At 45.5% G+C, this 11915-nt stretch carries 12 protein-coding genes; 8 read left to right on the top strand and 4 right to left on the bottom strand.

The window, feature by feature from the left end:
- Positions 1–62 precede the first annotated feature (62 nt).
- Positions 63–602 (top strand): PilZ domain-containing protein, encoded by a 540-nt coding sequence (locus tag ACLSSO_RS04615; RefSeq protein WP_295903338.1) that lies wholly within the window; start codon positions 63–65, stop codon positions 600–602.
- Here ACLSSO_RS04615 and ACLSSO_RS04610 read toward each other — a convergent pair.
- Positions 599–1519, bottom strand: coding sequence for a LysR family transcriptional regulator (locus ACLSSO_RS04610; protein WP_413944195.1), 921 nt, complete (start codon positions 1517–1519; stop codon positions 599–601). The genes ACLSSO_RS04615 and ACLSSO_RS04610 overlap by 4 nt on opposite strands.
- A 112-nt stretch (positions 1520–1631) precedes the next feature.
- Here ACLSSO_RS04610 and ACLSSO_RS04605 point away from each other — a divergent pair, with 112 nt between their 5' ends.
- Both ACLSSO_RS04605 and ygiD read left to right on the top strand, forming a co-directional pair.
- Positions 1632–2234: a YceI family protein gene (locus ACLSSO_RS04605; RefSeq protein WP_295903333.1), complete on the top strand. Its 603-nt coding sequence runs from the start codon at positions 1632–1634 to the stop codon at positions 2232–2234.
- A 4-nt stretch (positions 2235–2238) separates the two neighbouring features.
- Positions 2239–3009: a 4,5-DOPA dioxygenase extradiol gene (gene ygiD / locus ACLSSO_RS04600; RefSeq protein WP_295903332.1), complete on the top strand. Its 771-nt coding sequence runs from the start codon at positions 2239–2241 to the stop codon at positions 3007–3009.
- A gap of 3 nt (positions 3010–3012) precedes the next feature.
- Here ygiD and ACLSSO_RS04595 read toward each other — a convergent pair whose 3' ends face one another.
- Complete coding sequence (locus tag ACLSSO_RS04595) at positions 3013–3501, bottom strand: hypothetical protein (protein WP_413944194.1); 489 nt, start codon at positions 3499–3501, stop codon at positions 3013–3015.
- Between the two features lie 3 nt (positions 3502–3504).
- Entirely contained in the window at positions 3505–4059 is a 555-nt protein-coding gene (locus tag ACLSSO_RS04590) for a 16S rRNA (guanine(527)-N(7))-methyltransferase RsmG (protein ID WP_413944193.1), read from the bottom strand.
- Positions 4060–4217: 158 nt separating this feature from the next.
- Between ACLSSO_RS04590 and ACLSSO_RS04585 the strand changes: the two genes are divergently transcribed.
- Positions 4218–4490: a hypothetical protein gene (locus ACLSSO_RS04585; RefSeq protein ID WP_295903322.1), complete on the top strand. Its 273-nt coding sequence runs from the start codon at positions 4218–4220 to the stop codon at positions 4488–4490.
- Between the two features lie 42 nt (positions 4491–4532).
- Here ACLSSO_RS04585 and ACLSSO_RS04580 read toward each other — a convergent pair whose 3' ends face one another.
- Positions 4533–7685, bottom strand: coding sequence for an efflux RND transporter permease subunit (locus ACLSSO_RS04580; protein ID WP_413944192.1), 3153 nt, complete (start codon positions 7683–7685; stop codon positions 4533–4535).
- A 201-nt stretch (positions 7686–7886) separates the two neighbouring features.
- On the opposite strand from ACLSSO_RS04580, the gene ACLSSO_RS04575 reads away from it, so the two are divergent.
- The 4 genes from ACLSSO_RS04575 to ACLSSO_RS04560 all read left to right on the top strand — a co-directional run bounded on the left by ACLSSO_RS04575 (position 7887) and on the right by ACLSSO_RS04560 (position 11909).
- A complete protein-coding gene (locus ACLSSO_RS04575) occupies positions 7887–8672 on the top strand; it encodes a hypothetical protein (protein WP_295903316.1) in 786 nt (261 codons plus the stop codon).
- Positions 8666–10147 carry a TolC family protein gene (locus ACLSSO_RS04570; RefSeq protein ID WP_413944191.1) on the top strand — a complete coding sequence of 494 codons (1482 nt, stop codon included), beginning with the start codon at positions 8666–8668 and terminating at the stop codon, positions 10145–10147. Before ACLSSO_RS04575 ends, ACLSSO_RS04570 begins: the two co-directional genes overlap by 7 nt.
- Positions 10148–10158: 11 nt before the next feature.
- Entirely contained in the window at positions 10159–11070 is a 912-nt protein-coding gene (locus ACLSSO_RS04565) for a hypothetical protein (RefSeq protein WP_413944190.1), read from the top strand.
- 116 nt (positions 11071–11186) lie between these two features.
- Positions 11187–11909 carry a DUF3750 domain-containing protein gene (locus ACLSSO_RS04560; RefSeq protein ID WP_413944189.1) on the top strand — a complete coding sequence of 241 codons (723 nt, stop codon included), beginning with the start codon at positions 11187–11189 and terminating at the stop codon, positions 11907–11909.
- Positions 11910–11915 lie beyond the last annotated feature (6 nt).

The raw sequence follows: 11915 nt of genomic DNA, 5'->3' as shown, positions 1-11915 counted from the left end.
AAGCAATGCAAAAAGGTACGGCGTACCTTCAGAGGGTCCTCGTTTTCGCCGACAAGAAATGCATGACCAGTCTTGCTCGCTATCACGGCCGATCTCCACGTTACATTCTCAACACTGAGGACGATAGTTTGGTGCGCGTCGCGGGCCCTAAGCAAGTTCCGTGGGAAGAAGGCACTGAAATCAAAAATGTTTCACTGACTGGTTTGGCCTTCACCGCTCCTGATGATCTTTGTCCGCTCTTGGGCGAGGTTATCAAAATTCAATTCACTCCTCCCGGTTCAAAACAGATGGCGTGCTACGGCATCGTCACGCGTCTGGAAAACATTTCTGAGTCGCGCACTTTGGTGGGCGTGCATTTTTATAAATTGGAAATGTCTCAACGAATTGTGCTCGCGCAAGGCCTTGCGAGAAAGTTCAAGGAAACCCAAGAACGGGGGCAGATTGATGATTTGCTCAATCGCCCACGCAGTCAGTTCAATCTTGCCAATCTTCCGCAGCTCGTGATGATGGGTCTTCTGGGACTGCTTTGGTGTGGCGCCATTTGGTGCCTTCTCCGTTTTGAATACGTGGGACTTTACAAAGCCCTTTTAAAACTATTCTAACTTCCTAAAATTTCCTTCATTCTTTTTGCCATAAATTCTGAAAATTTTTTTATTTTGAGCGGCGTTTCTTTTTGCTCTGGAGTCACGATGCTGATCGGGGTTTCTTGACCGCGCAACGTTTTATGAATGTGCACAAGTCTTCCTGTGCGCACGTGCTCTGCACATAAAAACTCAGGCACAAAAGCCAAACCTTTGCCAAGTAGCGCTAATTCTACAAGCATCGCAGGATTGTTTGAGGTGTAAGTGTATGTGGGTTTCAGATTGAATTTCTTTCCTTCATTTCCGCGAATCATTTCAATCTTTGATAAAAACGTAAAACCAACAAAAGGGATGTTACTTAGCTGATTGATATCTTCCCAATTACGATAGCGCTCCAGAAGTCCCGGAGTCGCCACAAGAATGTTCTTCACCGTTCCCACTCTACGAACACGCAAAGAACTGTCGCGCAGGTGCCCAATACGAATGGCAACATCAATGGATTCTTTCACAAGATCCACATAGGCTTGAGTCAGAAAAATTTCGAAGCGCACTTGGGGATACTGCTTTGAAAATTCATCGAGCAATCCCGGCAAAATATTTACGCCCATGTCGTCGGAAGCCGTGATCTTGATAAGGCCCGCTACTTCTGTGGTTGTATCGCTGACCTCGGTCGATAGACTTTCTAATCCTTCCACCAATCCGCGAGCCCGTTCATAATAAGCCCGTCCCATTTCGGTCAGTTGAAATTGACGAGTCGTTCTATAAATCAACTGCACGCCCAGCTCTTTTTCCAGTGCGGACAGGCGGCGACTGACTCTGGACTTAGGTTGACGCAGAACCTCTGCGGCCTTTGTAAAGCTTCCTGCCTGCACAAGTCTCACGAAGATACGAATTTGGTTGAGATCGAATTGTTCCATATATGAAACAGTGTATCTCATTTATGTCACCTTTCGCAATAATGTAAATAAGACGATACTAATTCCGTTGAAGTCGCGGACGCGGGCAGAACCCAGCTGAAGCAGCAAAATTAAACTAAAAGGAGAACTACTAATGAAAAAATTAATCCTCAGCACTTTGGTGACACTTGCAAGCGTAACAGCATTTGCCGGCAAAACAATTCCTGCGGGAACTTATGCTATTGACACTGCTCACTCAAAAATCGGTTTTGAAATTCCTCACTTGGTGATTGCTACCGTTGAGGGTCGTTTTAATAAATTTGATGGCAGCATTACGATTGATCCAAAGTTGGAAAAATCTAAAGCGAACTTAAATGTCGATGTTGCAACGATCAATACGGATAATAAAGACCGTGACGATCACTTGAAGAGCCCTGACTTTTTTGACGTAGCAAAAAATCCAAAAATGACTTTTGTCACAAAGAAGATCGTTGGCACCGCAGATAACTTGAAACTCGTTGGCGATTTGACTTTAAAGGGTAAAACTAAAGAAGTGACTCTTGACGTGAAATACTTGGGTGATGTGAATGACCCATTTGGTAATCACAAAGTGGCTTTCTCTGCGACTGGAAAAATCAACCGTAAAGATTTCGGTTTGACTTGGAGCAAAGCTGTTGAAGCGGGTCCTGTTGTCGGTGATGAAGTGACTTTGATCATCAAGATCGAAGCCAACAAACCGATCGAAAAGAAAGGTTAATTTTATGTCTCTCATGCCTGTGCTCTTTGTGGGTCATGGCTCACCGATGAATGCTCTCGACACAAATCCCTTCACGGTGGGACTGAACACTCTTGGAAAAACACTTCCAAAACCACAGGCGATTCTCTGTGTCTCCGCTCACTGGGAGACACAGGGAACTCAAGTTCTTTACAACTCCGCACCTGCGACCATTCATGATTTTTATGGTTTTCCAAAAGCTCTTTTTGATGTGCAATATCCCGCGCGAGGCCCCCTCAGCGTCGCTCACGAAACACAAAAACTTTTGCCAAATTCAACCTTGAACGAAAAATGGGGATTGGATCACGGCGCTTGGTCTGTCCTAGTTCATATGTTTCCGCATGCAGACATTCCTGTATTTCAGGTAAGCCTTGATGTGACGAAAACTCCAGAGCAGCACTTAGAGATGGGAAAACTTTTGCGTCCCCTTCGCGAAAAAGGTGTTTTGATTTTAGGAAGCGGCAATATCGTGCACAACTTGCGTGTGTTAAATTGGCGTGAGCCGACAGCCGTTTATCCTTGGAATCAAGAGTTTGATCTTGCAATTAAAAAATCTTTGGAAGAACGAGACACGGCTACTTTGACGGGTTTTGAAAAGAAACTGGGCGAAGCTGCGGCCCTTTCAGTTCCAACACCGGAACACTATCTTCCTCTGCTTTACTGTTACGGTGCTTCGACAGAGCAAGACAAAATCTCCTATCCTTATGAGGGATATGAGATGGGAAGTCTTTCCATGCGCTCTGTTTTGTGGAGCTAATCTTTAAAGCTTCCAAATTAAGACATTTAAGATAGGGCCTTGGCCACTGGTAAACCCCAGAAGAAACTTGCCAGGTTTTGCGAACTCAAAACGCAAGGCTTTGCTGACGGTTCCGCAATCACGGATCTTTCCAAAGTCGGTAGGGTTTAAGCTCTCATTCGTTGTTAACTCCGTGATATCCATGTGAGGATAAGCGTCGGTTACAATCACATAAGGGCCCGCTTCAGGAATTTCGAAATTCACGAATCCCTTGAATTCGCCTTGCTTAGCATGCAGTTGCAATTCGATTTTTTTATTTACAGGAATGTTCGCACTCTGGCTCGCTTCTTCACTTGCCGTCTGCTTTGTTTCTTTTGAGATCCATACTTTGTAAGCATCCGCAGAAAAATTTCTGGATGCCGTACAGCCTGCAGGAATAGGTTCACCGGCAAATGCAGTGAAAGACGTCACTAAGAAAAAGAAAAAAGGAATCATGCGATAAAATGATTTCATTTATTAGATCAACACCAAATGACGTTCAACTTCCAAAACCGGCGAAGTCAAAGGTTCAATCTCAACCTTAAGATCTTTAAATTTCTTTCGAGCCAATGCGACTTCTTCGTCGATTTTTTCCTTGCGAGCTTTGAGCAAAAAGTACTTTCCGTTTTTCTTGTAGTAATCACGGCTGACTTCCAAGATCACATCAATCGGTTTAAACCCTCGCGCTGTGACCAGCTCCACGCCCTTGAGTTCTTTTGGAATTTCCCCGTGAATTTCTAAATTCGGAGCAATGGTCTTGCAGCGATTTAAGAATTCCTGCTTCTTAGGACTCTTCTCATAAAGATGATATTTCACTTCGGGAAACTGAATCGCGTAAATCACTCCCGGAAGGCCCCCACCCGCCCCGAAATCAGCCGCGGATTTGATATTTTTTGGAAATCTTTTAAGCGGTAAAAGACAGTCAATCACGTGGTTATCGATCAGCTCTTCAAACGTCATTTTGCGACTGACCAAGTTGAGATCCTCGTTGGCCGTCCATAAAAGATCCACGTAGGCCTTTAGCTGAGGCAAGGCTTCTTCGCGAAAGCCCAACTGCAAAAATAAGGGGGTTCTTTGTTCAAAATACATATATCGAAGATAATCGAAATTTTAGGCCTAGGCTAATGATTCATTAAAAAGTTAAGCCGCCTTCAGGTTTTTGGGGTAAAATAAACTCTAAGGAGCCATCTATGACGAGATCGATACGATTTCAACCGGATCCGTTGGATCATGCCCTCATAGATTTTCATGATGAAACAGGCTTTGCGGCCACGGCCGTCGCTTTGATTCTCAATGAATCTTATACGGGCTGCGCCCTTCTTATCAAAACCATGGAAACCGTCGAAAAAGACCAAGTTATCAAAGTGAAGGTCGGACGCCTTTCTCCGATGCGCGCCAAAGTCATCTGGGTCAAAGCCGTCGATGACAATGTGGTGAAAGCCGGAATTCAGTTTTTAGATTAGAATCAGAAATAAAAAAGCTCCCTTAAGGGAGCTTTTTTCGTCTTAAGCGTCAAGAGCTTCAGAGCCCACAGCCGCAAAGGCTTGTTTTGTTTTCTCTCGAACCTCATCGCGTTTTTTGAATTTATCCATCAATGAATAAACGCAAGGAACTACGAACAATGTCAAGGCTGTGGAGACAACCACACCACCGATCAAACAAATCGCCATCGGGCGCATTGTTTCAGAACCAGCTCCTGTCGCTGTCGCCGAAGGAATGGCCGCCGCAATCGTTGCAATCGAAGTCATTAGGATCGGACGAAGACGAATCGGACATGCCTCAATCAATGCGGCTTTCGCATCACGAGTTCCGCGATCACGAACGGTGTTTGTAAACTCAATCAACAAGATCGAGTTCTTTTTCACGATACCCATCAAAAGCAACAAACCGATCATTGAGAACATATTCAATGATTGACCCGTGATCAGCAACGCAAAGAAGGCACCGCTGAAACTAAACGGCAAGGCCATCAAAATCGTCACAGGATCAATAAACGAATTGAACTGACTCGCCAAAACCATGTACGCGATCACAAGACCTAGCACCAAGGCAAAGATCAAACTTTGGAATGACTCTTTAAACGTCTTCGAGCTTCCGCCTTGATCGATCATGTAACCAGGGCCGAGCATTTTCTTCGCCGTGGCTTCCACATAGTTCATCGCCGTTTGCTGTGAAACGCCCGGCTTTAAGTTCGCCGTCACCGTGATCGCACGTTGACGGTTGGAACGAGAGATCGATTGCAGACTTGAACCCATTTCTTCTTTCGTTACGCGAGGAAGCGGAATCAAATTTCCACGACTGTTTCCGACGAACAAAGTTTTAATCTCATCCATCGGATTTCCCTGATCGACAAGTTTCACTTTAATGTCGTAACGGTGTCCACCCTCTGGATATTCGCCGACTTTCACTCCGCCGATCAATGCATTCACCGTGGAACCAATAGACTTAATGCTCACGCCATGTTGAGCCGCGGACACACGATCTGGTTTCACTTGGATTTCAGGCATACCTAAAAGGTAGTTGGAATCGACGTCGACCATCAGGCCGCTTTTTTCCATCTCTTTCATCATGTCTTGCGTGTACTTCGCAAGTTTATCCCAGTCAGAACCCAAGATTGTAAATTCAATCGGATAACCGCGACCGCCAGAGAAACCTTGCTGTGACAAGTCCATCAAAACCGGACGCACATCTTGAATTTTCGCAAGCTCTTTACGAGCGACTTGCATAAACTCTTGTTGCGAAAGTGGCTTTCCCTTTTCTGGGTCTTTACCACGGTCTTTCACATCTTTCAAAGTCACAAACATCATCGTCGTATTGGCATCAGAAGCACCGCCGCCGAAACCACCGATAGCCGCATACACTTGCTGAACTTCAGGGCGAGAAAGCAACCATTGTTCAGCCTTCTTGGTCTGTTGATCGGTGTACGGCAAAGATGTTCCCACCGGAAGCATCAAACGCGCGATAAAAATACTTTGGTCCTGCGCGGGACTCATCTCTTTGTTCAAGAATTTAATTGAAACAAAAGACACCGCCACGAAAACGATAGAACCAAGAACGACTTTCCAACGATGCTCTAAAGATTTACGTAACCATACGTCGTAAGAAACTTTGAGGTTCTCCATGAAAGTTTCAAACGCACGACCAATCTTCGTTGTTCTTTCACCGTGATGGACGAAACCCGCACAACGCATGGGTGTGATCGTTAAAGACTCTACCAATGACAAAAAGACCGCGATAGAGATCGTCACACCGAATTGCATGAAGAACTTACCGATGATCCCCTTCATGAAGGCGACCGGTAAGAAGATCGCAATAACGGCGGCTGTTGCGGCCATCGCAGCAAACGAAATCTCGCGCGCTCCCAAGATCGCAGACTCAATACGACCTCTTCCGTTTTCGTTATAGCGGAAGATATTTTCTAGAACCATGATGGCGTCATCCACGACGATACCAATCGCGAGTGTCAGACCCAACAAGGTGAATGTATTCAGGGTGTAACCGAGGAAATAAAGACCAATGAAGGCGCCCAACAACGAGGTCGGAATAGACAGCAAAACGTTGAACGTCGCGGACCAACTTCCCAAAAACAACCAACACACCAAAGATGTCAAGATCACCGCAAGCATCAAGTGTTTGTTCAACTCATGCACGGATTGCTCGATGAACTTTGTACTGTCAAAGTTCACTTGGATTTTCATACCTTCAGGAAGCTGTGTTTGAATTTCGTTGATTTTTTCTTTCACGGCTTTCGCAACAGCCACGGCATTAGTTCCACGCTGCTTACGAATACCTAACCCCAACGCTGTCTTTCCGTTAAAGCGCGACATGCGAGAGATCTTATCAAGGCCCATGCTCGCATCGGCCACTTGAGAGATCTTCACCATATTCGTTGGATCAGCGACCGTGGCACCGGCACGGCGGCTGATCACGATAGAGCGGAATTCCTCTTCCGTTTTTGCCTCACCCATCGTGCGGACGTTGAAAGTTTTTTTATCCGTTTCGATATAACCACCAGGAAGTTCGGAGTGTTCACTGGCAATCGCATCCATCACGTCGCTCACCGCAATGTTATAGCGAATCAAATCTTTCGGACGAACACGCACACGCATCACAGGATCCGTGTAACCGCCAAGGAAGATGTCACCGACACCTTCCACAGTTGTGAAACGGTCTTTCAAATAATCGCGCGCATAACGCATTAAGAATTCAGGATCTTCTTTTTCGTAAGTCAATGCCAACCAAATGATCGGTTGGTCATCGGGATTTGTTTTTGAAAGCGTTGGAGCATCCACGTCGTCCGGCAAAAGACGTTGAGCTGCAGCCACCTTGGCTTGCACGTCTTGCAAAGCCACATCGATATTGCGATCGAGATCGAACTCCACAGTAATCGTTGCAGAGCCCGTTTTACTGCTCGACTTGATGGATTGAATCCCCTCCACCGACATCAATGAACTTTCAATCGGATCGACAACCTGCGTTTCCATTACCTCAGGCGCGGCCCCCTGCAAAGTCACGCTGACGTTCACTGTGGGAAAGTCGACGTCTGGCATCTGACTCACACCCATACGAGAGAAGGAGATCAGACCGAAAATCATCAATCCAAACATCAACATCCACGCAAATACGGGATTCTTAATCGAAATATCCGAGAGCTTCATTTAACACTCCTCATAAGACTCGCCACTGTAGGCAATCCCTGTAAAATAGTCATTACGATTTTCTTTCAACACATCGCTCTCAAAGCCTTGAAATCCTTATGTTTGTTAGCCCCCCTTAGGAGGCTAAACTTCGGTTGACAGGCCCCTTTCATCGGACTATTCCTGACGCCGCATTTAAATACAGTCTTCGAGGTGGGAATTATGAAATTGTCGCTCCTTCTTGTCGTTACTCTTTTCACCGTGGTTTGCGGAGCAGCTCCTGTTGCAAAAAAATCTTCTGCACCTGCTACTCCCGCACCAGAACTTTCTTTAAAAGAAAAAGCTCTTGCTGAATCTAAAATCGATGAACGCCAAGAAAAAGCGGCCGCTTCCGACGCTCAAGTTTCTGGAATGCTGACTTTGAAAGATCCTCGCCCTGAAGTCGTGACTCGTCCGTGGAAATACTTTGCCGCTTTCTCTGGACAAATGTTTCAAGCTGAAGGAACGGCGACAAAGCAAGGTTCAGGAACTTTTGATTTAAGCAAGCATGATAGCACTGTCATGCCAAGCCTTGAGTTGGGTGTGATGAGTGTTCCATTCCAAACAAAATCCGTTCTTTGGAAATTCGGCGTTCGCGGTAAAGCCGGATTTGCCTCTCAAAGTGTAGAAGCCACTTTAGCCTCTGGTTACAAAATTGACGACGCTCGTTTGAATACAACAATGTTCAGCGTAGGTCCTATGATGGCCGTTTCTTGGGAGCGTCTTGCTTGGTTGTCTTTCACTTTGTCTCCACAGTATGGAACTTTAAGCTACACACAAACAAGTTCTGACGATTTTGCGGCATTCTCAAAGTCAGCAGGTTTCCACGCTATGGGATACGGTCTTGATTTTGCGATCTCTAACAAATGGTCTCTTTTCACTGAATGGTCGCAAAGAAATCTCAACGACAGCAGCGAGATCGCTCTGCAAAAAGACAACTTTGAATTAGGAACAAAAGTAACATGGTAAAACTATTTCTGACTCTTCTTAGTACGACAGCAATGCAAGGAGCCTGGGCGCAAAAAGCCCCTGCTCCAAAAGAAATTACTTTGAATCAAAAATCCGTTGCGGAGCTTGTTTTAAAACAGGGACCTAAAACAATGGAAGTGAATTTGAAGTACCAACAGTTCCGTTTAGAGCCGGTGAAAACTTTGTCGGCTTACGACTGGCAACTTTTAGTCGAAACCGGCTTTGAATACGACAAAACCGTGGGTCTTCTTTCCAACTCCAATCAAGCAGCGGATGTAAAATACGAACGCTATAAAACGACAGCGAGCCTAAAAAAGCCTTTCACAACGGGAACGGTTTTGGGTTTAGAACTCAGCCGTCTTTCTCAAAAAGCAGAAGCGGAAGGCATCACTTCAAATCCTCCGATTCCAGAGCAGACTGCCGATCTCGCGGGCTTAACGTTAGAGCAGTCTTTATTGGGTAATTTTTTTGGTGTTGCTGATCGCGGCGTAGTGAATGCCGCTGAACTCAATTACCAGGCAAACAATATTGCTCGTGCGAACGAACTTGAAGAAGTCGTGCTTGAGGCGATCCGTCAGTTCTGGAACACTTATGTTTCACAAGAAAACTTTAAAGAGGCTGTGAACTCTCGCGATCGTTATAAAAAACTTGTCGATGCGGTGAAAAGAAAAACGTCTTTGGGTTACTCCAACCCGGGCGATCTTCCGCAAGTTCAAGCGGAGTTTGAAACTCGCGAACAAAAAGTAAAAACGGCCTCAACAGACTATCTTGCGAACCTGGAAAACCTTCTCACACTTCTAGCACTAGAGCCAGGAACCGAAATCAAGTTTGAAGTTCCGAAAGATATTCCAGCCGTTCCAAAACTGGTTGAAAAGAAGGTGGAAGATCTTCGTTCAATCCGTTCACAAAAACTCAAAGTCGAAGCAGCTCAAGAGTCTTTGGATGCCGCTCAGTCCTTGAGCTACCCGACTTTGAATTTTGTCGGCAAGGTCTATACTTCAGGCGCGGATGAGTCGGCGGAAAATTCTTACTCAGAACTCGCTTCAGGAACGCATCCAAAATATTATGCAGGTCTTAAGTTTGCTTACAACTTTGGATCAGACATTCAAAATGAAACTGTTATCAATAGAAAGCTGACGAAAGATCTGGAACAAACTCGTTTGACCCGAGAACTTTCTGAAGCACAAAATTCGGAAGCTCAAGCACAGCGCAAAGTTCAAGCGGCTTATGCGATTGCTTTGAGTACTGAAAAACAGAAAGGCTTCCGGGAAAAGGCTTCGCAAGAGCTCAACCGCTCTTACAATCAGGGCCGTACGGATATTTCTGTGTTGATCACTGCAATGAATAATTTCTTCGACTCTGAAGTTCAGTACAGTCGCGCCGTGGGTGATTATGCTATCGCCCTGAACGAATGGGCTGCAGCCAGAGACGAATTGATTCCAGATGACTCTGCGTCTTCTGAGTATAATAAATAAGAGGGGCACGTATGTTGAAAAAATTAATCCTTTCAGTTGCGATTCTAAGCTTAACAGCTTGCGCATTTGATAAAGACAAATCAAAAAACAACTCGAAAGAAGCGGCGGACCTTCAAGAGCAATCCAACAACTTCGAAAAAGTAGCTGGAACTTACGGCGGAAAACTAACAACACCAAACTCACAACAAGACGTGGAGCTGCGCCTTTTCACATTGTCAGAGCCTATCGGCAAAAATTCAGATGGCGAAGATATCTACCGCTTGGTTTTGCGCGGAAACTACAAAAAGCTTAATCCAGTAGGACCCGGCTACAACTTCAAAATCCGTTACATTCCGCAAAGCTCTCAGTTGATTTTTACGAACTCTGTGGTGGGAACTGCAGGCGAAAGCAATTTGGGACCTGATGATATTCACACGATCAATGCACAAATTCGCGGTCAGCAAATTGTCGGCCAAGTGAAGTCTGTCTCGGGAGTTATTGGTGCTTTGAACCTGACATTGTCTTCTTCTGAAAACAATGTTCCAGGCAACAACGAGCAAAACGAATACTACGAAAGACTTCGTCGTCAGTACGAAAGCATCGCAGGCACTTACGCCGGCAGCAACGTCGTAGACGGAAAAGTTAAGTTTGGATTTAAAATCACTTTGCAGGTTATCAAAGATGGCGCCGTTCCATTGCTGATCGGCGAATTCAAACGCGATGATGATCCGGGTGAAACAGTGTCTTTGACCTTAACGGCGGTTTACCAACCAGAGTTGACTCCAGCGACTCTGACTTTGACTGGAAAGCCCCGCTACAATCCAAACAATTCTCCATACCAGGCGACGTTTGAGGGAACTTTGATTGGTGACGAGTACAAAGGTTCTTGGAGAACCAACATCAAAGGGTTTGAAGGCAACTTCATCCTTCGTAAAGCTCACTAATTTTCTTTTACAGTGATTTTCAAAAACCCCGATCTAAAAAGTCGGGGTTTTTATTTTTAAGGAAATCTCATCATTTATTTCACGAAAAAGATAAAATCCCGGTCTATAATAGACCCATGAAACTTTTCTCGATTCTTCTAGCTTCCCTTCTCAATGTGACCTCCGCTTCCGCACAGGATTGGCGTACGGCTTCGCGTGACAGTGCGGGCCTCGCTCCAGATCCCCACAAAGAAAAAGAAGCCGCGGTGCAAGTTTACGCCGCAAGAACCTTTGCTTGGCGTGGATACTTTTCCGTGCACTCGTGGATTGCTACCAAAGAAAAAAATGCTACCGAGTACACAACCTACCACGTGATTGGCTGGCGCGTGAACCGCGGCCTTGAGGCTGTCGTTATTCAGCACGATATTCCAGATCGCTACTGGTATGGTGCCAAGCCAGAATTGCTTGAAGACCTGCGCGGAGAAGCCGCCGAAAAAGCGATCCCGCAAATTGATAAGCTCGCAAAACATTATGCTTACAAAAATGTCTACCGCGCGTATCCAGGTCCCAACAGCAACACTTTTATTTCGCACATTATTCGCAATGTGGATGAATTAAAAGTCGAGCTTCCGTCCAACGCCATCGGGAAAGATTGGATTAATCAAGGCGATCTTGTAGGATGGAGTGAATCCGGCACAGGTGTGCAAGTGTCCTTGTGGGGCCTTTTAGGTTTTACGGTGGGATTAAATGAAGGCGTGGAGTTAAATCTTTTGGGGCTTAACTTTGGCATCGATTTTTTAAGACCGGCTTTAAAACTTCCCTTGGTCGGCCGCGTGGGCATGAAAGACAAAGCGTTTTAACGAGGA

It is taken from the genome of Bdellovibrio sp. HCB-162, assembly GCF_047344985.1.
Classification (GTDB): domain Bacteria; phylum Bdellovibrionota; class Bdellovibrionia; order Bdellovibrionales; family Bdellovibrionaceae; genus Bdellovibrio.
This window is presented reverse-complemented; position numbering and strand designations above follow the sequence as displayed.

Coding starts and splice junctions, on each gene's coding strand:
- ACLSSO_RS04615 (WP_295903338.1), top strand. CDS start 63: ATGACCAGTCTTGCTCGCTATCACGGCCGATCTCCACGTTACATTCTC.
- ACLSSO_RS04610 (WP_413944195.1), bottom strand. CDS start 1,519: ATGAGATACACTGTTTCATATATGGAACAATTCGATCTCAACCAAATT.
- ACLSSO_RS04605 (WP_295903333.1), top strand. CDS start 1,632: ATGAAAAAATTAATCCTCAGCACTTTGGTGACACTTGCAAGCGTAACA.
- ygiD (WP_295903332.1), top strand. CDS start 2,239: ATGTCTCTCATGCCTGTGCTCTTTGTGGGTCATGGCTCACCGATGAAT.
- ACLSSO_RS04595 (WP_413944194.1), bottom strand. CDS start 3,501: ATGAAATCATTTTATCGCATGATTCCTTTTTTCTTTTTCTTAGTGACG.
- ACLSSO_RS04585 (WP_295903322.1), top strand. CDS start 4,218: ATGACGAGATCGATACGATTTCAACCGGATCCGTTGGATCATGCCCTC.
- ACLSSO_RS04580 (WP_413944192.1), bottom strand. CDS start 7,685: ATGAAGCTCTCGGATATTTCGATTAAGAATCCCGTATTTGCGTGGATG.
- ACLSSO_RS04575 (WP_295903316.1), top strand. CDS start 7,887: ATGAAATTGTCGCTCCTTCTTGTCGTTACTCTTTTCACCGTGGTTTGC.
- ACLSSO_RS04570 (WP_413944191.1), top strand. CDS start 8,666: ATGGTAAAACTATTTCTGACTCTTCTTAGTACGACAGCAATGCAAGGA.
- ACLSSO_RS04565 (WP_413944190.1), top strand. CDS start 10,159: ATGTTGAAAAAATTAATCCTTTCAGTTGCGATTCTAAGCTTAACAGCT.
- ACLSSO_RS04560 (WP_413944189.1), top strand. CDS start 11,187: ATGAAACTTTTCTCGATTCTTCTAGCTTCCCTTCTCAATGTGACCTCC.